17 protein-coding genes are annotated in these 21,893 nt (G+C 69.9%); 6 read left to right on the top strand and 11 right to left on the bottom strand.

Annotation, left to right across the window (positions count from 1 at the left end; all coding sequences use genetic code 11):
• Positions 1–99: 99 nt before the first annotated feature.
• The 4 genes from QMG86_RS30355 to QMG86_RS30370 form a co-directional block, all read right to left on the bottom strand.
• Positions 100–1,932, bottom strand: a complete 1,833-nt coding sequence (locus QMG86_RS30355; protein WP_281876255.1) for a phosphoenolpyruvate carboxykinase (GTP) — start codon at positions 1,930–1,932, stop codon at positions 100–102.
• 217 nt (positions 1,933–2,149) lie between these two features.
• Entirely contained in the window at positions 2,150–3,748 is a 1,599-nt protein-coding gene (locus QMG86_RS30360; RefSeq protein ID WP_281876256.1) for a hypothetical protein, read from the bottom strand.
• On the bottom strand, positions 3,735–4,868 hold the full coding sequence (locus QMG86_RS30365) for a P-loop NTPase family protein (protein WP_281876258.1): 1,134 nt from the start codon (positions 4,866–4,868) through the stop codon (positions 3,735–3,737). The genes QMG86_RS30360 and QMG86_RS30365 overlap by 14 nt, the downstream gene beginning before the upstream one ends.
• Before the next feature lie 63 nt (positions 4,869–4,931).
• Positions 4,932–5,714: an SDR family oxidoreductase gene (locus QMG86_RS30370; RefSeq protein WP_281876260.1), complete on the bottom strand. Its 783-nt coding sequence runs from the start codon at positions 5,712–5,714 to the stop codon at positions 4,932–4,934.
• Positions 5,715–5,865: 151 nt separating this feature from the next.
• Here QMG86_RS30370 and QMG86_RS30375 point away from each other — a divergent pair, with 151 nt between their 5' ends.
• From QMG86_RS30375 to QMG86_RS30390, 4 genes are read left to right on the top strand one after another with little or no spacing between them, the layout of a single operon-like run.
• Entirely contained in the window at positions 5,866–7,212 is a 1,347-nt protein-coding gene (locus tag QMG86_RS30375; protein ID WP_281876261.1) for a lipase family protein, read from the top strand.
• 59 nt (positions 7,213–7,271) lie between these two features.
• Entirely contained in the window at positions 7,272–8,084 is an 813-nt protein-coding gene (gene trmB, locus QMG86_RS30380) for a tRNA (guanosine(46)-N7)-methyltransferase TrmB (RefSeq protein WP_281876262.1), read from the top strand.
• Complete coding sequence (locus tag QMG86_RS30385) at positions 8,081–8,809, top strand: NYN domain-containing protein (RefSeq protein ID WP_084488352.1); 729 nt, start codon at positions 8,081–8,083, stop codon at positions 8,807–8,809. Before trmB ends, QMG86_RS30385 begins: the two co-directional genes overlap by 4 nt.
• Positions 8,809–11,817, top strand: coding sequence for an MMPL family transporter (locus QMG86_RS30390; protein WP_281881203.1), 3,009 nt, complete (start codon positions 8,809–8,811; stop codon positions 11,815–11,817). The genes QMG86_RS30385 and QMG86_RS30390 overlap by 1 nt, the downstream gene beginning before the upstream one ends.
• 147 nt (positions 11,818–11,964) lie before the next feature.
• Here QMG86_RS30390 and QMG86_RS30395 read toward each other — a convergent pair whose 3' ends face one another.
• Together QMG86_RS30395 and QMG86_RS30400 are read right to left on the bottom strand one after the other, a co-directional pair.
• Positions 11,965–14,259 carry a DUF2339 domain-containing protein gene (locus QMG86_RS30395; protein WP_281876263.1) on the bottom strand — a complete coding sequence of 765 codons (2,295 nt, stop codon included), beginning with the start codon at positions 14,257–14,259 and terminating at the stop codon, positions 11,965–11,967.
• Between the two features lie 142 nt (positions 14,260–14,401).
• On the bottom strand, positions 14,402–14,869 hold the full coding sequence (locus QMG86_RS30400; RefSeq protein ID WP_281876264.1) for a hypothetical protein: 468 nt from the start codon (positions 14,867–14,869) through the stop codon (positions 14,402–14,404).
• Positions 14,870–15,226: 357 nt separating this feature from the next.
• On the opposite strand from QMG86_RS30400, the gene QMG86_RS30405 reads away from it, so the two are divergent.
• A complete protein-coding gene (locus QMG86_RS30405) occupies positions 15,227–16,417 on the top strand; it encodes a helix-turn-helix domain-containing protein (RefSeq protein WP_281876265.1) in 1,191 nt (396 codons plus the stop codon).
• Here the strand turns inward: QMG86_RS30405 and QMG86_RS30410 are convergent.
• The gene (locus QMG86_RS30410; RefSeq protein WP_281876266.1) at positions 16,414–16,782 is read right to left on the bottom strand and encodes a MerR family transcriptional regulator; all 369 of its coding nucleotides are present in this window, start codon (positions 16,780–16,782) and stop codon (positions 16,414–16,416) included. The two genes, QMG86_RS30405 and QMG86_RS30410, sit on opposite strands and share 4 nt — an antisense overlap.
• Before the next feature lie 65 nt (positions 16,783–16,847).
• On the opposite strand from QMG86_RS30410, the gene QMG86_RS30415 reads away from it, so the two are divergent.
• Positions 16,848–17,960, top strand: coding sequence for an alkene reductase (locus tag QMG86_RS30415; protein ID WP_281876268.1), 1,113 nt, complete (start codon positions 16,848–16,850; stop codon positions 17,958–17,960).
• A gap of 9 nt (positions 17,961–17,969) precedes the next feature.
• Here the strand turns inward: QMG86_RS30415 and QMG86_RS30420 are convergent, their stop codons facing one another.
• The 4 genes from QMG86_RS30420 to QMG86_RS30435 all read right to left on the bottom strand — a co-directional run bounded on the left by QMG86_RS30420 (position 17,970) and on the right by QMG86_RS30435 (position 21,844).
• The gene (locus QMG86_RS30420) at positions 17,970–18,605 is read right to left on the bottom strand and encodes a DUF1707 SHOCT-like domain-containing protein (protein ID WP_281881205.1); all 636 of its coding nucleotides are present in this window, start codon (positions 18,603–18,605) and stop codon (positions 17,970–17,972) included.
• 120 nt (positions 18,606–18,725) lie between these two features.
• A complete protein-coding gene (locus QMG86_RS30425; protein ID WP_281876270.1) occupies positions 18,726–19,391 on the bottom strand; it encodes a response regulator in 666 nt (221 codons plus the stop codon).
• A gap of 19 nt (positions 19,392–19,410) precedes the next feature.
• Positions 19,411–20,604, bottom strand: coding sequence for a MacS family sensor histidine kinase (gene macS / locus QMG86_RS30430; protein ID WP_281876272.1), 1,194 nt, complete (start codon positions 20,602–20,604; stop codon positions 19,411–19,413).
• Positions 20,564–21,844 (bottom strand): AI-2E family transporter, encoded by a 1,281-nt coding sequence (locus QMG86_RS30435; protein WP_434086132.1) that lies wholly within the window; start codon positions 21,842–21,844, stop codon positions 20,564–20,566. The genes macS and QMG86_RS30435 overlap by 41 nt, the downstream gene beginning before the upstream one ends.
• Between the last annotated feature and the right edge of the window lie 49 nt (positions 21,845–21,893).

The following is a 21,893-nucleotide window of genomic DNA, read 5'->3' on the forward strand; positions in this document are numbered from 1 at the left end:
CGAATTCCTCGGCAGTGCGCGCAAAACGTTTGTCGCGCAGAACAAAACGCCCGCACCATCTGCCAGATGGTGCGGGCGAATGCTACTTTGGGTGGAGTGTCAGCCCAGACGCTGCTTGAGCGCCTCGAACTCGTCACGCACGCCGGAAGGCAGCTTGTCTCCGACGAACTCGAACCACTCTTCGATGAGCGGGATCTCCTTACGCCACTCCTCGGCGTTCACGGCGAGCGCCTCGTCGACGTCCTTGGCGTCGACGTCCAGCCCGTCCAGATCGAGCTGCGCGGCGGTCGGCACGTTGCCGATCGCGGTCGCCTCGGCCTGCGCGGAACCCTCGATGCGGCCGACGATCCACTCCAGCACGCGGGAGTTCTCGCCGAAGCCCGGCCACAGGAAGCGGCCGTCGTCGCCGCGCCGGAACCAGTTGACGTAGAAGATCTTGGGCAGCTTGGCGGCATCGGCGTTCTTGCCGACATTGATCCAGTGGCCCAGGTAGTCACCGACGTGGTAGCCCAGGAACGGCAGCATGGCCATCGGGTCGCGGCGGACGGTACCGACCTTGCCCTCGGCGGCCGCGGTCTGCTCGGAGGACAGCGTGGCGCCCATGAACACGCCGTGCTGCCAGTCGAAGGACTCGGTGACCAGCGGGACGGTGGTCTTGCGGCGGCCGCCGAACAGGATCGCCGAGATCGGCACGCCCTGCGGGTCGTCCCACTCGGGCGCCAGGATCGGGCACTGCGACATCGGCGTGCAGTAGCGGGAGTTGGGGTGGGCGGCCAGCGTCTCGGTCTCCCGCAGGTACCAGTCGTTGCCCTTCCAGTCGATCAGGTGGTCGGGCTCGCCTTCCAGGCCCTCCCACCACACGTCGCCGTTGTCGGTCAGCGCGACGTTGGTGTAGACGGTGTTGCCCGCCTCCATGGTGGCCATGGCGTTCGGGTTCGAGCTGCGGTTGGTGCCCGGCGCGACGCCGAAGAAGCCGAACTCGGGGTTCACCGCGTAGAGGCGGCCGTCCTTGCCGAAACGCATCCAGGCGATGTCGTCGCCCAGGGTCTCCGCGCGCCAGCCCGGCACGGTCGGCTGGATCATCGCGAGGTTGGTCTTGCCGCAGGCGCTCGGGAACGCGGCGGCGATGTAGTACGCCTTGTTCTCCGGGGAGATCAGCTTGAGGATCAGCATGTGCTCGGCCAGCCAGCCCTCGTCGTGGGCCATCGCCGAGGCGATCCGCAGCGAGTAACACTTCTTGCCGAGCAGCGCGTTGCCGCCGTAGCCGGAGCCGTAGCTCCAGATCTCCCGGTCCTCGGGGAAGTGGGTGATGTACTTGGTGTCGTTGCACGGCCACGGCACGTCGGCCTGACCCTCGGCCAGCGGCGCGCCCACGGAGTGCAGCGCCTTCACGAACGGACGGTCGGCGCCCAGCTTCTCCAGGGCGGCGGCGCCCATGCGGGTCATCACGCGCATCGACACCACGACGTACTCGGAGTCGGTGATCTCGACGCCGAGCTTCGGGTCGTCGGCGCCCAGCGGGCCCATGCAGAACGGCACCACGTACATGGTGCGGCCCTTCATCGAGCCGCGGTACAGCTCGGTCATCGTGGCGCGCATCTCGGCCGGGTCGACCCAGTTGTTGGTCGGGCCCGCGTCGGCCTCGGTCTTGGAGCAGATGAAGGTGCGGGACTCCACCCGGGCCACGTCGGAGGGATCGGAGAGAGCGAGGAAGGAGTTCGGCTTCTTCTTCTCGTCCAGGCGCTTGAACGTTCCCGCCGCCACGAGCTGCTCGGTCAGCCGCTCCCACTCTTCGTCGGAGCCGTCCGCCCACACCACTCGATCCGGCTGGGTGAGTTCGGCGACTTCTTGTACCCAGGCGAGTAGTTCGCTGTGCTCGGTCGGCGCCTTGCCGTCGGATCCACGAAGACCAGGAATGGTCGCTGACGTCATGAAAACTCTCCTGAGATGGGCGGCTACTCGCTGCTTCGCCGCCTGGCCCTAGGCCCATGACCAGCGCGAATGCACCGAGCGCCACCGTTGGCGGGAAGGCGCCCGCTCCGACCGGTCGAACACGCGCCCAGGAGGGCGGCAGATCAGGACTTAGCGGACGCCCAAGTTCCTGAATAGAGGTTAACGCGATGTGACGGCCGGTACGGTATCGGGTTCCTCACTGTGTACCCAATCGGTCGTTCGTTTCAACAGGGGAGATCCACCGATCGAGGATCGTGATGTCGCGCTCGCACGCGGCGAGCTGCCCCGGCTGTTCGGCCGCGATCCGGCGCAATTCGGCCTCCAACCGGGCCACCCGGCGATCCGTCTCGACCATTCGCGCGGTGCTTGCTTGGACCACGTGATCGGCCAAAACGGTCTCCGCTTCCACGAGCGCGGTCACCACACGCTGCTCGAGCTGCGCTTTTACGTTGACCAGCGCGTCGGCGACCCATTGCCGGATGTGCGCTCGATCGGCCAGCTGGCGTCGGGCGCGCACCACCCACGCCGCCGCGCCCCCGCCGAGCAGCAGCGTTACCGGCACGGTCGCGACGTCGAGGGCCGGGACGAGGGAGAACGGAGCAACAAGCAAGCGACCGAGGCCGACACCGGCCGACGCGCCGAGCGCGATCATGAGGTGATCTTCGACACCCCGATGGCGGGGGTCGGGATCCGGGCCCACCCGAGGGGCCGGGTCGCGCCGTCGCGTCGGCGCCCCGCGATCTCCGCTCTCGATCCGGGCGCTCAGTTCGGCGATGCGTTCGTCGATGACGTGGTCGAGAGCACCGGTCAGTTCGGTGACGGACTGCTGTAGCCGGGCGGGATAGCAGGCGAGGTCGGCGGGGCGCAGCCGTTCCAGGTCGGCGCGCACGGCGGTGTGCAGCGCCCGGATGCTCGCGCCGATCTCGGTCATGAGATCCACCCGGGCCAAGTGCAGCTGCCCGCGCAAGGTGGACATCGCGGTGGCTCGTCCGCCGTCGCGCCCGGCCAGCAGCACGGCACGTTCCTCGCGCAGCCGCGCCGGCTCGGCGCCGGAGCGCAGCGTCGCCACCTGCTCGGCCACCCGCTGGCGGGTATCGGCCAGGACCCGTGCGGTGACCGCGCCCGGCCGGTCACCGCCCGCGGCGGCCGCCGCGGTGAGCTGGGCGTGCAGGGCCCCGACACCGGAGCGATCGAGCAGTCCGGCGTCGCCGGCGGTGCGCGCCGCGGCCGCGAGCCGCGCCGAGACCGGCACGATGTCCAGGTCGCCCGCCCCTTGCGCGGCGAGCAACTCCAGGTCGCGCTCCCGCACCGCCCGCCAGTCCTGGTAGGCGTGGACGCCGTTCATCGCGAGCAGCAGGCGGGTGCCGTCCGCGCGCAACCGGCCGATCACGCCCAGCAGGTCCGCGCCGATGATCGTGCCCGCGTCGAGCAGGACCAACGCCACCGCGGGCGGGGCCGCACCGGCGGGTGAGGTGGCCCCCGCGCCCGCGTCGGCGGACGGCTCGGCCAGCGTGACGTGCGGTTCGAACCGGGCCAGCTCGGTGCGCAACAAGGTCGTGTTCACGTCGTCCGGCCCGATCATCACGACGGCACCGCCGCCGGAGCCGTGCACCGCGCGCAGCAGCGCCATGCCCTGCGGATTCCACCGCTCCACTACGGCCGCGAGCTCGGGCGCCAGCGCGGTCGCGGGACGTCCGGATTCGCCGTCGGCGGACGGGCCACCCGCGCGAGATGCGGCATCCGCCTCGGGCGGTGTACTCGCCGTCGCCGGTTCCGGAGGTTCAGAGACCGGCACTGCTCATCCGTTCCCATAGTCGGACGTATCCGTTGTGCACGCGCAACGCGGCGCGGCGGGCGGCAGGAGGCATATCGCTGGTGACGACGGCGCGCCAGCGGGTCGCGCGGGCGAGCGCGTCGTCGGCGTCGGCGGGCGCCGGGGCGGCATAGCCCGCGGCGAGGTGGGCCACCTCGGGCCCCGCGAGGCCCGCGCAGAGACCGAGCCAGACGGCGTCGTCGCCGTAGAGGTAGGACTCCAGCAGGTCGCGCGCGCGGCCGCCCTCCTCCGGGACCGCGCGAGCGGCCAGCCGGGCCAGCTCGTCGAGCAGTTCACCGCCGCGCAGTGCGGCCACCTGCTCGTAGCGGCGGTGCAACAACTGGTGCAGCGCATCGATGCCGCTGGCCGCGTGCAGGACCTGCAACAGCTCCTGCGGAGCGAGGTCCGGATCGTGGCGCAGGGCGGTGCACGCGCAGGCCACGCCGTAGAGGTCCCAGCGCCGCAGCAGCTGTGCACGCTCGGCGGCGTCCGGTCCCGGCGCGAGGAACAGGTCCGGCGCGAGGATCAGCGCGGGGTCGGCGTCCGTGGCGAGCTTGCGAAGCAGTTCCAGATCCGCGCCGGTCAGCGCGCCCGCCCTGGTGCGCATGGCCAGCGACGCGACCACCGGAACCACCGGGATCCGCAGCTCCCTGCCGTACTGCTGGGCCGCGGCCACCGCGTCGCCCCAGCGGGAGCCGATCGCGTCGGCCTTGTTCAGCACCGCGATCGCGCGCTGCGGCGGCAGCGTGGCCAGCACCCTGCGGTCGGCGGGCGTCGGCGCGGCCGACAACACGTACACGACGATGTCGGCGTCGAGTTCGGGGTCGGGCGCTCCGGGCCGGTCCACCGGATCGGTCTCCACCGCCGACATGAGCGCGAGCGCGTGCAGCACCGTGCTGCGGCCCGCGTGCGCGCGCCCGGTCACCTGGATGCGCGGCGGTTTGCGCCAAGCGCTGACGGCGGCGGCCGCGGCGTACCCGATCTGCGGGTCCCGCCCCGTGCCGAAGCGCAGCTCGGCGAGCAGCTTGTCGAGCTGATCGTGGGCGGACGTGGGAACGCCGCGCTCCCGCACCGGCCCGTCGGAATCAGTGGCTGTCGGCATGCTGCCCCCCTTTTACGGTGCGCAATTCTGTCAGAAGTCCGCTCCCTGGACCGGCTCGACCGCTCAGCTGCCGCTGAAGTACTTGTTCGCGGTGCGCACGGCCCAGTTCGGCGCGTATTTCGCCACCGTCGCCAGCACCTTCGCCTGCGCGCCGATCTCGTAGTGCACCTTCGGCAGCCGCGCGCGCTTGCGGGTGGCCTCCCAGATCCCGGCGGCGACGTCGTCGGCGGTCAGCCGCACACCCAGCGACTTCGTCGTCCCGGTCGTCACCCCGTCCACCATGGCGGTGGCCACGAACAGCGGCCAGATCGCGAGCACCCGGATGTCGTGGCGCTCCCATTCCAGGTCCAGCGCCTCGGTGAGACTCTTCACCGCCGCCTTGGTGGCGCCGTAGGTCGCGAGTTCGGCTTGGCCGTAGATCGCCGACGCCGAGCACAGGTTGACCACCTGGGCGCCCGGGGTGTCGCGCAGGTAGCGGAAGGCGCTGTGCGTTCCGGTGAGCACGCCGACCAGGTTGACCTCGACGATCGCCCGATGGGCGGCGAGTTCGATCGCGTCGAAGGGCCCGGCGCGCAGGATGCCGGCGTTGTTGACCAGGATGTCCAGCCGCCCGGCCGCGGCGTGGAACTCGGCGAGACGCTCCGCCCACTGCGTGGCGTTCGTCACATCCAGTACTCCAGTGTGAACGGCGCCACCCTTGGCTGTGATATCACCGGAAAGCCGGGTCAGCCCGACTTCGTCGATGTCGTAAGCCCCGACCTGGTACCCCTGCGCAGCGAAAAGCAAGGCCGTGGCCCGGCCGATACCAGCCGCAGCGCCGGTGATGAATACTGTCGGTCTGCTCATGCCCGGGAAGTCTAGTGCCGGGAATGCCGTGTACTCCGGGGTTCCCAGACGCCCGCCGGTCACTTACCCTGCAGAAGTGGTCGGCACCATAACCGGTGCGCAACTTGAACTTTCGCATGCGGCAACCGACCTCGACGATGAGGAGGTTGCGATGACCGCGAATGTCATCGGCGCTGTCGACCCGGAGGCGTCCTGTCCCGCGGACCGCAAGCCCTTGCTGCCCAGCACGGACCCGTTCCATCGACCGCCCAAGGGGTTCGCGGCCAAAGCGCCCGGCACCATCCTGCGCAGCAGGCAGATCGACGTAGCGCTGTTCGGAATTGTGCCGCAACAGGTCTCGGCCTGGCAGCTACTGTACCGCAGCTGCGATCTGCACGGAGCGCCGGAAGCGGCGATCACCACGGTCCTGCTGCCGGTCGACGCGGAACCCGACGAGGATCGCCCGCTGCTGGCCTTCCAGACCGCGATGGACGCGGTCACGGAGAAGTGCTCCCCCTCCTACGCCCTGCGTTACGGCGCGCGGGCCCTCGGCTCGGTCACCCAGCTCGAATGGCTGCTGGTCGCGAACGCGCTGCGGCGCGGCTGGGCGGTGACCATCGCCGACCACGAGGGTCCGCACGGGAACTTCGGCGCCCCGCGTGAGCCCGGCTACCGCGCGCTCGACGGCATCCGCGCCGCCCTGCGCTTCGGCCCGCTGGGTCTCGGCCCGCGGACCCGCGTCGCGGTGTGGGGCTACTCCGGCGGCGGTATGGCCAGCTCCTGGACGGTCGAGATGGCGCCGACCTACGCCCCGGAGCTCGACATCGTCGGCGCGGTGCTCGGCGCCCCGGTCGGCGACCCGCGCCAGGTCTTCGACCGGCTCAACGGCACCCCCTACGCGGGCCTGCCCGCCATCGTCATCGCCGCCCTGCGCAGGCTGTATCCCGCATTGAGCTCGCTGATCGACGACCAACTCAGCCCGGAGGGCCACCGGTTCGTCGTCCGCGCGGAGAACGCGACCCCGGTGGGCGCGATCCTCGGGCTGGCCGGCAAGAAAGTGGACGACTACCTCGACCGCCCGCTCGCGGAGGTGCTCGACACCCCCGAGTTGCGGGCGATGTTCGACGACCTGCGGTTGGGCAACACGACGCCCGCCTGCCCGCTGCTGGTGGTGCAACCCATCCACGATCAGGTCATCCACATCGAGGGCATCGACGGCCAGGTGGCGCGCTACCGCCGCGGCGGCGCCGCGGTGACCTACGTCCGCGACCGGCTCAGCGAGCACTTCTCGCTGCTGCCGCTGTCCACGCCGATCAGCCTGGACTGGCTGGCCGACCGGTTCGCCGGGCAACCGGTGAGCGACGTCGGCGACCGCACCGTCTGGTCGGTCGCGGCCTCGCCCTCGGGCGTGCGTGGCCTGCTGGAGATGGCGGTGACGGCGGCCAAGGTCGCGCTGGGCAGACCACTGCGCCAGGAACGTCCGACGGTGGCCGCAGTCGCGCCCGCGCGCGCCGCCTGACCTCCTGCTCAGCGGTGCGCGCACAACCGCTTGCCGCGCTGATCGCCGGATGCTGGACAATGGACGCCGTGAACGACGCCGCGAACCATACTGCCGAGTCAGTTCCGGGCCCGCCGTCCACAGCTTCGGCTCCGGCCGAGGGCGGGCCCCGGCACAAGACCGGCTCCCGCCTGTACCCACGAGTCACCAGCTTCCGGTCGCGCAGGGGCGCGCTGACCGCGACCCAGCAGCAATCCTGGGACCGGATGTGGCCGTCGATCGGCCGTGAGGTCGCCGACGAGCCACTGGACGCGGCCGCCTGGTTCGGCCGCGACGCGCCGCTGGTGATCGAGATCGGCTGCGGCACGGGCACCGCGACGGCCGCCATGGCGCAGGCCGAACCGCACCTGAACCTGATCGGCATCGAGGTCTATCAGCCCGGCCTCGCACAGCTGGTGCAGCGCATCGAGCGCGAGGCGATCGGGAACATCCGGCTGCTGCGCGGCGACGCGGTGGACGTGCTGGAAAACATGATTGCCGAAGAGTCGCTGACCGGCGTCCGGGTGTTCTTTCCCGACCCGTGGCCGAAGGCGCGCCACCACAAGCGGCGGCTGCTGCAGCCCGCGACGGTCGCACTGATCGCCAGCCGCCTGAAGCCGGGCGGCGTCCTGCACGTCGCCACCGACCACGCAGGCTACGCCGAGCACATCCATGCGGTCGGCATGGCGGAGCCCCTGCTCAGGGGATTGAACGAGGCCACGGGCGGCGTCAGCGCGGAACATCGCGCCACCGCGCCGATCGGGTTCGAGCGCCCCGTCACGAAATTCGAAGGCAAGGCACATCGCGCCGGTAGCGCCATCACCGAGCTCATATGGGGGAAGATCGACCGATGAGCGTCAGTGAGATGGCCCACGAAGTGGTCGATGTTGCCGGGGAGGTGCACGGAAGCGGAGCGGAAGGCCTGGGCAGCGCGGGGCCGGACGTGCGCCGCGTCCTGTTGGTGTGGGACGCCCCGAACCTCGACATGGGCCTCGGCGCCATCCTGGGCGGTCGTCCGACCGCCGCCTACCGCCCGCGGTTCGACGCGCTCGGCCGCTGGCTGCTGGCCCGGACCGCTGAATTGTCGGTGGGCGCGGTGCATCGCGTGGAGCCCGAGGCCACCGTCTTCACCAACATCGCGCCGGGCACCGCCGACGTCGTGCGGCCCTGGGTGGAGGCGCTGCGCAACGTCGGCTACGCGGTCTTCGCCAAGCCCAAGATCGACGAGGACTCCGACGTCGACGCCGACATGCTCGCGCACATCGCCCTGCGCAGTCGCGGCGCGGGCCTGGCGGGCATCATGGTCGCCTCGGCCGACGGCCAGGCGTTCCGCGAACCGCTGGAGGAACTCGCCGCCAAAGGCGTGCCGGTTCAGGTACTCGGCTTCCGCGAGCACGCGAGTTGGGCCGTCACATCCGATACTCTCGAATTCATCGACCTCGAGGACATTCCGGGCGTGTTCCGTGAACCCCTGCCCCGGGTGAGCCTCGACTCGTTGCCCGACGAGGGTGCTTGGCTGCAGCCGTTCCGGCCGCTGTCGGCACTGCTCACCTCTCGCCCCGCCCAAGGAGTCGCTTAGTGTTCACACGCTGGGGCGATCTGGTATACCGGCTGCGTTTCGCCGTCATCGGCGTGGTCGTGGCCGGTCTTCTGGCTCTCGGTGGCTACGGCCTCGGGTTGGAGGACCACCTCAGCTCCAGCGGGTGGGATGACCCGACCTCGGAGTCGGCGCGCGCGGCGCGAATCAAAGACGGAGCCTTCGAACGGGATCACAACTCCGACGTCATCGTGTTGTACACGGCGCCGGAGGGCAAGACCATCGATGATCCGGAATTCAGCGGCAAGATCGTCGAGAATCTCGCGAGTCTGCCGCGCGAGCATCCGGACGAGATCACCAAGGTCAACGGCGTCTACTGGCGCAACGACGCGAATATCCCGGTCCAGGCTTCCGTTTTCGGCTCCAAGGACAAGAAGTACGCCTTCGCGTCCATCGCCATCAAGGGCGACAACGACACCGACATGGTGCGCAACTACCGGAAGGTGAAGAACGTCTTCTTCATCCCCGGGGTGGATGTGCAGGTGACAGGTCTGCAAGCGGTGGCGGGCACGCTGAACGACACCATGGCCGACGACCAGAAGCGCATGGAGATCCTGGCCATTCCGGCGGTGGCCCTGCTGCTCTTCTTCATCTTCGGCGGTATCGTCGCCGCCGGACTGCCCTTGATCGTCGGTGGCCTCACCGTGGTCGGCGCGTGGGGCATCGTCCGCTTCATCACCGAGTTCACCGAGGTGAATTCGTTCGTCTCGCCGGTCGTCTCGATGATCGGCCTCGGCCTGGCCATCGACTACGGCCTGTTCATCGTGAGCCGATTCCGCGAGGAACTCGCCGAGGGATACGACACCAGAGCGGCCGTCCGCAGATCGGTGATGACGGCGGGCCGCACCGTGGTGTTCTCCGCCACGATGATCGTCGCCAGCCTCGGCGGCATGCTGCTGTTCCCGCAGGGTTTTTTGAAATCGGTCGCCTACGGCGCCATCGCGACGGTCTCGCTGGCGGCGCTGACCTCGATCACCGTCCTGCCCGCCATGCTGGCGGTGCTCGGTAAGCGCGTCGACATGCTCGGGCTCAAGCGGTTCCGCAAGACGAAGACCGCCGACGAAGTGGAAAGCGGCTTCTGGGGCCAGTCCACCCGCTGGGTGATGAAGCATCCGCTCAAGATCGCGATTCCGCTGTGCATCGTTCTGCTGCTGCTGATCATCCCGGTCAAGAACCTCAGTTTCGGCGGCATCAACGAGCGGTATCTGCCGCCGGACAATCCGACTCGTCTGGCGCAGAAGGAATTCGACAAGGTCTTTCCGCTGCGCAAATCGGACCCGATCGAACTGGTTTTCGTGGTCGATGATCCGAGCCTCGCCCCCCAGGTGGGCAAGGTGGTCAAAGAGGCGAGCAAAGCTCCCGGCCTAGCGGGCGAATTCGCCTATCCCCCGAGCACGGCCCCTAAAGACAAGACCATCTACAACACCTCCGTCACGTTGATCAATTCGGAGGACGCCGAACCGACCATCGATTACCTCCGTTCGCTGGAATTACCCGACGGCGTCACCATGCTCGTCGGCGGTCAGCCGACCATCCAGAAGGACAGCATCGACGCGCTGCTGGCCCGGATGCCCCTGATGATCGCGCTCGTCTTGTTCGTGACGACGCTGCTGATGTTCCTGACCTTCGGCTCGCTGGTGCTGCCGATCAAGGCCGCGCTGATGAGCGCCCTCGGTCTCGGGTCCACGCTCGGCATCCTCACCTGGATCTTCATCGATGGCCACGGGGCCGGGCTGTTGAATTTCACCCCGCAGCCGATCATGTCGCCGGTCTTGGTGCTGATCATCGCGATCATCTACGGTCTGTCGACCGACTACGAAGTCTTCCTGATGTCGCGCATGGTGGAGGCGCGCGCCCAGGGCGCGAGCACCACCGAGGCCGTCCGGATCGGTACCGCGCAGACCGGCCGGATCATCACCGCCGCGGCGCTGATCCTGCTCGTCGTCACCGGAGCGTTCGCCTTCTCCGACCTGGTGATGATGCAGTACATCGCCTACGGCATGATCGCGGCGCTGTTCATCGACGCCACCGTGCTGCGCATGCTGCTCGTCCCGGCCACCATGAAACTCCTCGGCGACGACTGCTGGTGGGCCCCGGCCTGGATGAAGAAGGTGCAGGAGAAGGTCGGGCTCGGCGAGCCGATCCTCGACGACGAGCGGGTCGGCGGGAGCGATGTCGTCGACCTGGTCAAGACCACGCCGATCACCGATCCGGTGACCATGCAGATCCCCGCGGTCGCCGACGCCAACAAGGTGCCGCGCAGGCGCAAGCCGCGCACGGTCGCCGAGATCGAGGCCGAAGCGCCGACCAGGCGGCTGGACCGGGTCCCGCCGTCAGCCGCACCGCAGGCGACGCCCGCGCCGCCGCCGCTCGATCCGGGTAGGCAGCGACCGGAACCGCCGCGTAATCCCACGCCCCCACAGGGTGAACCGATTCGCCCGCGGCGGATCTCGCAGGTACCGAATGATCCTCGCTCGGCACCCGACCAGGCGGAGCAGCGGCCGCCGGCACCGCCCGCGAACCCGGGACCGCGACCGGCGCCGCCCACCGGCCTGTCCCAGGACCCGAACGCGCCGTATGCCGGTGTGCCGTCGGTGATCCTTCCCGAGCCGAGCCCCCGGCCCGCCGTCTCGCCGATCACCCCGCCCGCTCCGCGCCCGACCCGGGCACCGGAACCCCGCCCGCTCTCCGGCATCACGCAGGACCCGACCGTCGACCTCGCACCGCAGCCCCATTCGGCGCGGCACCTGCCGCCCGAGGCTCCGGCCGCGTCCGAAGGCCCCGCGCACCGCGCGCCCGAGCCCGAGGCGCCCGCGGAGCCGTACAACGGCCCGGACACCACCAACCGCAGCAGCATCGAGAGCTGGATGGCCGAACTGCGTTCCTCCCGCCGCCACATCGGCAGGGTCCCCGAGGAGGGCAGGCACCACGGCGGCGACGGCCGCACGGTGAGCGTCAACGAACTGCTGCGCCGCCGCGAACGCGAATGAGCCGTGGTCGTTGACAGACAGAAGAGCCGCTGCGCCCGTCGGGCACAGCGGCTTTCTTTCTGCTCAGGACGCGCTGTTGTAGTACCGCCGACCAGGTCTGCGAAAGCAAGCGCGATCGCCCCGCCACCTCCGGCGGATGAGTCCAGCTCAGCTGTCAGCGTCGGTCTTTCGCTCAGCCGCTCCCGCAACGACATTGCGGTCCCCATCCGGTCCGCTGCCGGTGCCCGCGTCGGCGAACGCGCGGGCGTAGCGGGTTCCGGCCAAGAGCAGGAGGATGCCGACGATCAGGAACGCCGCGACGCGGACCAAGCCGTCGAGAGTGGCCAGGTCGAAGAGGAACAGTTTCGCCAAGGCGGCTGCGGTGACCAGGAGACCGGAGCCCAAGGCTAGTTTGGCGACCGCGGGCGCGTCGGCGAGTTCGCGCAGTCCGAACAGGAGCGCGCCGGTCGCGGCCGCCATCCAGAGGATGGTGGCGGCGCTGTGGCCGAGGAGGAACCCGTTCGGCGTGCCGGTCGCGACGCCGAGGGAGACCGTCGTCGCGGTCACCGCGTAGAGTCCCGCGACGCTGGCGGCGATCCACGGCCACGCACTACCCCCGGCAAGGCCCGGCAGTCGCCGCGCGCACCACAGCGCCGCGGCCACCACACCGAGGGCCAGTACCGCCCCGAGCACGGTCGCCACACCGAGGCTCGCCTCCGAGCGATGCTGCGAAGCGAGGATTTCGGGGCTCGCGACGTTCAGCAACGCGAAGCCGCCGAGCACCGCGAACGCCGTGCCGAGGCCCGCCGCCGGACGCGACCTCCGCTGGCCCGCCACGCCGAGGAAGACCAACGCCACCAGGAACAGAGCCGTGGGCAGTGTTCGCGTCTCGGTCGCGCCGACGCACGCCTCGAGCAGCGCGATCGAGCCCGCGAGGGCGGCAACGAGAGCGGTATGCCCCGGAACCCGCAGCAGCGCGTTCAGTTTCGGCACCAATGTCACCGCAGCGACGAGTAAGAGCACCGTCGCGATGATCGACGCCACCGTCACCGTGACGACTCGTTGCTCGTACATCCCCGGAGCGACCAGGATCGGCACGAGCGCCGCCGCCATCGTCAGCGAGGCGGTGAGATCGGCGGGTCGGTGCCGGACGACGACGATCGTCCCGGCGACTCCGGCCAGCGCGACCGCCGCGGCGGCCACGAGCACCCAAGCGCGCTCCGCGTCCGCGGGCGTACCGAGGACGGCCCCCGCGACGAACGCGAGCGTCGCCAGTACGGCCGGCAATGTCCGTGCCACGTGCAGATACGGCCAGTTCCGGGCCAATTGCACCGGCACGCAGGCGCACTGCAACACGATCAAGAACGCGAGGAGCACCGGCCGCGTGGTGAGCACTGGAGACAGCGCCGCCGCGGCGAGCACGACCAGCACCGCCAAGGGCTGTGCGCGCCATCGCATCGCCAGCCCGATGCCAGCGGCAGCGACACCGAAGGCGACGGCGAGCCCGAACACCGGGTGCAGCCAGTGGTAGACGGCCGTCACCGCGATGACGTCGAGGTAAGCGCCCGCGATACCGGTGACGGCCAGCGCGATACCGCCGACCCGTCCGCCGGTCCGCTGGAAGACCCGCACGCCCGCGCCCACCAACGCGGCCGAGAACACCGCACCGGCAAGGACTCTCGGCACCGGCCCGAAGAACCCCGCCTGCGCGGCCAAGACCAGCAGCATCGCGACGCCGATCAACGTCACCGCGACACCGGCCAGCGCCAAGATCCGGCTGATCACGCCGTCGCGCTGCCACCACGGCGTGTGCGGCACCGGTGGCCTCGCGCGCGGTGGGACGGGAGGACGAGGCGGCATCGGCCCCTGCGCGTTCGGCGGCCAGGGAGCGCCACCCCATGCGCCACTGGGCGGCGGAGCGAAGCGCGGAACGTACGCGGGCTGCGGAGGGGGAACCGGCATACCGGTCGTCGGCGAATGGCCCGGCCAAGGCGGCATCACCGGTGGGACGGCACCGGACGGGGCGCGCTCCGATCCCGCGTGTACCTCGCCGATGTTCCCGTGTACCCCGCCGGTGTCTCCGTGTACCCCGCCGGTGGTCCCGTGGGCCGCACCGGACTCACTCGCATCGGAACGGCCGCCCACGGACGCATCGGCCCCACCCGGCGGCACCGCGACAGGACTACCGGGCGCATCGGATGCCGCTGCACCGGGAACTTCGAGTGCCTGGCCGCCGGTTCCGCCTGGCTCCGAGGGCCGCGATACCGAACCGCTCGCTCCTCCGGGCATGCGCGCACTCGATGTCCTGGATGCGCCGGAATCCCCCTGGTCGCCGCTGGTCTCCGCGGTGACCTGCTCACGCAGCAGATCCAGGTCCCGTCCGAGCATGCCCAGCTGCGTTCCCAGGGTGGTGAACTCGCCGGAGAGCCGCGCGAGCAGCGCCGGATCGATGGAGGTAGTCATGCGTTCATGCTGGTTTCCGCGCCGCGCGCGGGCATGAGTAGTTACCCCTGGTAGACGGACGGGTTCTACCCGGCTGTCCGGCCGTCCCGCCCGACCGGCCCGCACCCGGGGCAGTCGGATGCGGACCGGTCGCGCCAGGTGGTCAGTGCGCGCGCAATCCGATCACCTCGTGCACGGCGTCGATCACCGCGCCGCGCGGCGGCATGCGCAGGACACCCGGCGCCGGTTCGCCCGCCCAATGCCAGCCGAGCGACGAATCGGAGCTGGGAAGCAGCACGATGCGACCGCCGGGGACCACGGTGACCCCGTGACCGGCGAGGCAGCGCCGGACCGGGACCTCCACCGGCCGAGCCGGGCTCGGGGGCGTGACGAGAAAGGTCCAGGCGCGTTCGCCCGGGTCGGCGATCACGGGGGCGGTGTGCTGGCGGTTCAACGGAGCCAGAACTTTCCGGCCCAGTTCCGGCGGCATGACGATCGCCCCGATGATGGAGCCGGTGGTGATGATCGGGCGTCCGGCGAGAAGCTGGACCGGAAGCCCGTAGGTATGCCGCAGCAGATGTGCGACTTCATGGGGTGTGTGACAGCCCTCGAACATCGCTCTACTCCGCATCATGAGAGCCGAATTCGGTCATAACGGCGGACTTTCGGCATAGCAACTCGCGCCGGTCGCGCATCCTTGTTCCGGTGTTCGCGGGCCGTGCGCTGACGCGGCGTTCCGATCGAATCGCGCTGTGGCGCGCCGGTCGCGTGGTCCGTGCACCAGGCCGCCACGCGCGATCGGCGCGCCCGGCCTGCACGGTGGTATTCGGCATGGTTTTCATCGCCGCCGCCCTTTGCAGTCAAAGTTGCAGAAAGGCAACGGTATTCCAACCAGCAGCGAACGAGTCGTACGCAATGTCCCACTCCGGTAGTCGCGGATAACATAGCGTCGTACTCTGAAACCCAGATTTAACAAAAGGACTTGGGTATGGACGACTCGTCGATCGGAGTTCGGATCCGTCAGTTCCGCGGGAAGGCGCTCACGCAGCGCCAACTCGCCGATCAGGCGGGTGTCAGTGTGGATCTGGTGCGCAAACTCGAGCAGGGCGGCCGGCAGACCGCATCCATCGCCAGCTTGCAGAAGATCGCGCGCGCCTTGGACGTGGACATCGCCGACTTGATCGGCAAGCGCCAAGGCGTGCCGTCCGCCAACCCGGACGCGGGCATCGTGGCGATCCGCCGCGCCCTGACGCCGGTCGACGACCTCTTGGGCGAAACCAAGGAGGAGGAGGCGGTCACTCTCGACGACGGCCGCCGCGCGGTCGAATACGCCTGGGGCGCCTACTGGTCCGGCCGCTACGAACTGCTGACCTCGATCCTGCCGCCCGGATTGACCCAGCTCCGCGCCACCGTGCACGCCGCGCGCAACGGTTCGGTCGCGCCCGCCAACGAGTTGCTGGCCCGGATGTACTGGGTGACCGGGTGCACGCTGGTGCATCTCGGCCAGACCGATCCGGCGTTCCTGGCGATCCGGCAGGCGCTCGCGGCCGCCGAGCTGGGCAGCGATCCCCTGCTGCTGGCCACCATCCGCGGATCGGTGGCCTGGCAGTTGCTGGTGCAGGGCCGCTACGACGAGTCACGCGGCGTCGCGCTGAACGCGGCCGCGGCTCTGGAGCCCTCCGGCGAGGTCACACCGATGCACCTGTCCGCCTACGGCTCACTGGTGTTGCAGGGCGCGACCGCGGCGGGCCGGGCGCAGGACGTGCACGACGCGTTGTCCCTGGTGGAGGCCGCGAGCGAGATCGCCCTTCGGATCGGCGCGGATCGGCAGGACTACGAGACGTATTTCGGCCCGTCTCAGGTCGTCATGCAGACGGTCGACGTCAACGTCTCCTCGGAGCGCTACCCGGAGGCGCTGGCCGCCGCCAAGGACATGCCGGCCAACGGCAGTCTCCCGCAGGCGTCCCGGGCCCGGCACCTCGCCGACACGGCGGTCGCGCTGACCCGCACCGGCCGGCATCAGCGTGCGCTGGACGCCTTGCTCACCGCGGAACGGGTGGGCGGCGCGGACTGGCTGAAATACCAGACCCTGCCCCGGCATATCGTGTCCGAACTGCTCGACCACGATCGGAAGGTGCCGTTGCGCGCGTTCGCCCGCCGGATCGGGGTCAACACCTAGGCCGAGGACCGCTCGTCGGCTCGTTCGATCACCTCGTCCAGTACCTCGCGCGAGCGCACGAGATCGTTGATGGTCCGGGTGATCCGCTCCCGTTCGGTCTGCAGTTCGGCGACCAGCGCCGGGGTGGCGTACTCGTTGGGACCGCCGTCCGCGTCGCGCATGCAGGGCAGGATGCGTGCGATCTTCTTGCTGGTGAGTCCCGCCGCGAGCAACTCCTGGATGTGGATGACCCGGTCCACCGCCCGCTCCGGATAGTCTCGATGACCTCCGGGCGTGCGATCGGAGGCCAGCATGCCCTGCTGCTCGTAGTACCGCAGCGACCGTTCACTCACGCCGGTGCGCTCGGCAAGTTCCCCGATTCGCATGCGTCACCTGGCCTTTCCCGTTCCGGCTTGAATCTCACATCAGTGTCAAGTTTTACCGTATCAACATGACGAACGCAGCGGATTCCGCCCTCTTTCAGCCCGTGCCCCTCGGCTCCCTGGTGCTGCCGCACCGTCTCGCGATGGCGCCGATGACCCGCAACCGCGCCGCGGCCGACGGGACGCCGTCCCCGCTCATGGCGACCTACTACGCCCAGCGCGCGAGCTCGGGCTTGATCATCGCCGAGGCGACCACGCCGAACCGGGTGGGCCAGACCTACGCGAACATCCCCGGCATCTACACCGACGCGCACATCGCGGGGTGGCGTGCGGTGACCGACGCCGTCTCGGCGGCGGGCGGGCGTATGTTCCTGCAACTACAGCACGGCGGCCGGGTCGGCCATCCGGACAACAGCGGCCTGACCCCGATGGCGCCCTCATCGATTCCGCTACCGGAACCCATCCACACCCCCAGCGGCGCGCAGGATGCCGTTGTGCCGCTGGAGATGTCCACCGCTGATATCCAAGCCACCGTCGCCGATTTCGTCTCCGCAGCCCGAAACGCCATCGCGGCCGGATTCGCCGGGGTGGAGGTGCACAGCGCGAACGGTTATCTGCTGCATCAATTCCTCGCGCAGAACACCAACCGGCGCACCGATTCCTACGGCGGAAGCGTGACCAACCGCATCCGCTTCACGGTGGAAGTGGTCGAGGCGGTCGCCGACGCGATCGGCGCCGAGCGCGTCGGTGTGCGGATCTCCCCCGCAGTCACCGTCAACGGCGTCGACGAGGGCGACACCGAGGAGATCTATCCCGCACTCGTCTCGGCGCTGGCGGACCGGGGCCTCGCCTACCTGCACTACGTCTTCGCCGACCCGGATCAGCCCCTGTTCCGGCGGATTCGGGCGCTGTGGCCGGGCGTCCTGATCGCCAACCCGAAGCTGGGCTGGGGTGTCCCGCTGCCCGAGGACGGCGGCGGGCGTGCCGCGCAGCGCCTGCTCGCCGGTGGCGCGGACGTGATCGCGCTGGGCCGTTCCTTCCTGGCCAACCCCGATCTGGTCGAGCGGTTGCGCACGGGCGCGCCGCTGAACCCGGTTCGCGAGGCGCACCTGATGTACGTGGGTGGCGCGGAGGGCTACACCGACTACCCGACGCTGGCCGCGGTGCCGACCGCCGTCTGACCCGGCCGCTCAGCGACCGATCAACCGGCGCCACTGCGCGATGAACGGATGTTTCGCGGTGACCGATCCGAAGCGCATCTTGCCGTGCACGACCAGATGCAACGGGCCCAGCGGCGGCCCGGTACGCACCTTGTTGTTCACGCTGGAACCGATCAGCTCCAGCCCGTTCAGGTCGACGGTGGCCTCCGCGGGCACGGTCAGGGTGATCGAACCGAAGAAGTCGTCGACCCGCAGCTCCACCACTTGGGTCGACATGATCGCCTCGGTGAAATCCAAGGTGACCCCGGACAGCCAGTTGTTCAGATGCAGCGTGGGCGGCACCTGCCACGCGCCGCGACGGTTCACGCCGGACAGGCGCGAACGGATCACGCTGCCCGTGGCGTTCGAGCCCGGAGCCTGCCTGGCGTAAGCGGGCGAGGAGTTCACGAAGGCCGACGGCGGCGCGGCGGGCTGCCCGACCAGGCGGACGCCGGGCAGATCGATGAGGACGGCGTTCAGTTCGCCGCGCGTCCTGGCGGCCAGCGCGGTGTCCATCCGCTCGGTGAACTCGCCGAGCGAGAGCATGCCGAGGCCGACCGCGCGCTGCAACAGTTGACCGACGTGTTCGCGTTCGGCGTCCGACACGCGCAGTTCCCGATCGCCCACCGCGCCGCCGGAGCCGACCGCGTTCGATACCGATTCGGGCCCGCCCATGCGACCGAGGTTACCGAGCCGGGGGCAACGACCGCATCAGGGCGATCCCTGATTCGGGGGCGTCCGCCCGGATCACTCGAGCCCCTGTTCGATGGCGTAGCGGGTCAGCTCCACCCGGTTCGCCAGTTGCAGCTTGCGCAATGTCGCCTGCACATGGTTCTCGACGGTGCGATGGCTCAGTCCCAGCCGTGTCGCGATCTGCTTGGCGGACAGCCCTTTCGCCACCATTCGCAGGACCTCGGTCTCGCGCTCGGTGAGCGCGGGCCGGTGCGGCTCGTCCGGCTGCGCCGGCGCGGTCGCCATCCGCCGGTACTCGCCGAGCACGAGTCCGGCCAGGCCGGGAGTGAACACCGCTTGACCAGCGGCGGTGGCGTGCACGGCGTCGACCAGTTCGGCCGCCGACGCGCTCTTGACCAGGTAGCCCGTGGCGCCCGCCTTGATCGCGTCGAGCACGTCGTCGCGCTCGGCCGAGGCCGAGAGCACCAGCACCCGGCTCTGCGGAGACACCCGCAGCACCTCGGCGGTGGCCTGGGCGCCGTTGCCGTCGGGCAGCTGCATGTCCATCAGCACCACGTCCGGGCGCACCGCCGCCGCGCGCCTGCCCGCCGCGGCGACACCGTCTGCCGTGGCCGTCACCCGGAATCCTGCCTCGGTGAGGTCGCGGGAGACGCCGTCCCGCCACATCGGGTGGTCGTCCACCACCATCACCGAGGTGGATCCGTCCGCCTGGTCTGTCATCCGCGCCTCCCGTTTCCGCTCATCTGGGCACCCGGAATTCCCATTCGGTGCCGAACCCGACTCCGCCGTCGATCTCGGTGAGCAGGTCCGCGCTGCCGCCGAGGGCGGCGATCCGCCCGACGATCGATCGGGAAACCCCCATGCGCCCTTCGGCTTCCGCCTCGGCCAGCCGGCCCGGCGGGATGCCGACACCATCGTCGCGCACACTGATCACCAGTTCGTCGCCGGTGTCCTCCAGCAGGACATATGCCCTCGCATCCGGCCCGGCGTGCAATTCGACATTGGACAACGCGGTGGCCACGGCGGAGGCGATCTCGTTCGCCATCCAGCGGCCTACCCGCACCGGGTCGCCGGGCGTGGACACCGACACCGTGGGGGTGGATTGCGCTGTCAGCAGTGGACGCAGGTCGACCTCGGCTCCGCCCGCGTCGCGGTGATCGGCCTGTTCGGTGATCAGCACGCGCAGCGCCACCTCCTGCTCACCGGCCCGCAACGCCAGTTCCTCGGTGGGACCGCCGATCTCACTGCCGCGGCGCTTGATGTAGCTGAGTACTTGCAGCACCCCGTCGTGCACCTCGCGGGACAGCCGCTCGCGCTCCTCGGCCGCCGCGGTCAGGCGCACCGCTTGCTCCAACTGGTCCTGGGCGCGGCGCGCGGTGTTGGCGGCCAAACCGAGCGCGAGGCCCACCGAGACGAGCACCGGCACCGTCGCGTCCGTCCACACATCCTCGCCCCACTGATCGCGCACGGTCAGCGACACCGCGGCGATCAAGGCTCCGGACAGCACGCCCGCGAACGGTCCGCGCAGAATCGCCGCCCCGATCACCGCGTTGGTGGCCCACAGCGTGGTCGGCAGCGTCTGGTGGCCGTGGTACCAGCTGTAATCGGCGACCAGGCGGGTGGCGGCCATCAGCCCGATCACGACCACGTGGTCACCGATCACCACCCAGGTGCGCAGCCGCGCGACCTCGGGAAAGTGCCACTGCGACAGCATGATCGCCGACGCTCCCGACCACACCGCCATCAGCGCGACGAGCACCCAGCTCAACCGCTGGTTCGTGTAGTACGGCACCGAGGCGATCTGCTGGCCGACCGCGTACAGCAGCGTGACCAGGCGCAGCGCCTGCGCGGCCCGCCACAGCGGGGTGGTGGCCACGTCGGCCGAGCGCAACTCAGTCTTGCGCGCTGCCTTCGCCTGCTTGCGCGTCGTCATCGGATCCCGCCCTCCGCTCCGCCGCCCGCTTCGCGGCCGCTTCCGTCAGCGTCGCGGCCAGATCGAACCGGCCGGGATCGGGTCGGTCGGCTTCGGCCGCGTACAGCCCGCGATGATCGTCGCCGGTCTGCAGCTCCTCGTACAACTCCTCCGTCCCGTCGAGCAACGACCGGATCGCCGTGTTCATCACCGCGACGAACGGCACGGCGAGCAGACCGCCCGCGATCCCGCCGAGCACCACGCCCGCCGTGATCGCCAGCACCACGGCCAGCGGATGGATGCTGACCGCGCGCCCGAGCAGCAGCGGTTGCAGCACATGTCCCTCCAGCTGCATCACCGCGATGATGATGCCGAGCACGATCAACGCGGTGACCAGCCCTTTGGTCACCAGCGCGATGAACACCGCGATGAACCCGGCCAGGAACGCGCCGATGATCGGGATGAACGCGCCGATGAACACCAGCGAGGCCAGCGGCAGCGCCAAGGGCACCCCGAGAATGGCCAGCCCGGCGCCGATGCCGATGGCGTCGACCGCGGCGACCACGACGGTCGCGCGGACGAATCCGACCAGCGTGCCGAACCCGAGCCGCCCGGCGGTCCGGACCCGCTCGCGATGGTCGGTGGGCACGATCCTGGTGACGAAATCCCAGATCTGGTCGCCGCCGTACAGGAAGAAGATCAGGATGAACAGCGTCAGGAAAGTGCCGGTCAGCAATTCGCCGATCACGGTGGCGGTGGTGAGCGCCCCGCTGGTCAAGCTGTCCTGATTGGACTGAATCGCCTTGACGACGGCGTCGCCCACGTTGCGGATCTGCTCGTTGCTCAGATGCAGCCTGCCGTTGATCAGCCAGTCCTGGATCTGATGGATGCTGTCGGTGAACTTGTTCGACAGCTGCGGCACACCGGCGACGAACTGTTCCACGACGAAGGTCATGATGCCCGCGACCACACCGATCGAGCCGACCAGCGCGACGAACACCCCCACCGCCCGCGGCACGCCCAATCGCTGCATCCAGTCCACCAGCGGTGCGAGCAGGGCCGCCGCCAGCAGGGCGATGGCGAGCGGAATGACCACCGTCGCCAGTTTCTGCACGATCGCCGTGACCGCGATCGCCAGCGCGAACAGCACCAGCAGCCGCCAGCCCCATTCCGCCGACACCCGGACGACCGGGTGCACCGTCTCCGCGGCGGGCCGGGACAGGGTGATTTTCCGCTCTGGACTTGACTTCGCGTCGGTCACCTCCGTGAGCCTAACCGGCGCGGCCGAACCCCGTCCGCGATCAGTGGCG

Origin of the sequence: Nocardia sputorum, assembly GCF_027924405.1 — a bacterium.
Taxonomy (GTDB): domain Bacteria; phylum Actinomycetota; class Actinomycetes; order Mycobacteriales; family Mycobacteriaceae; genus Nocardia; species Nocardia sputorum.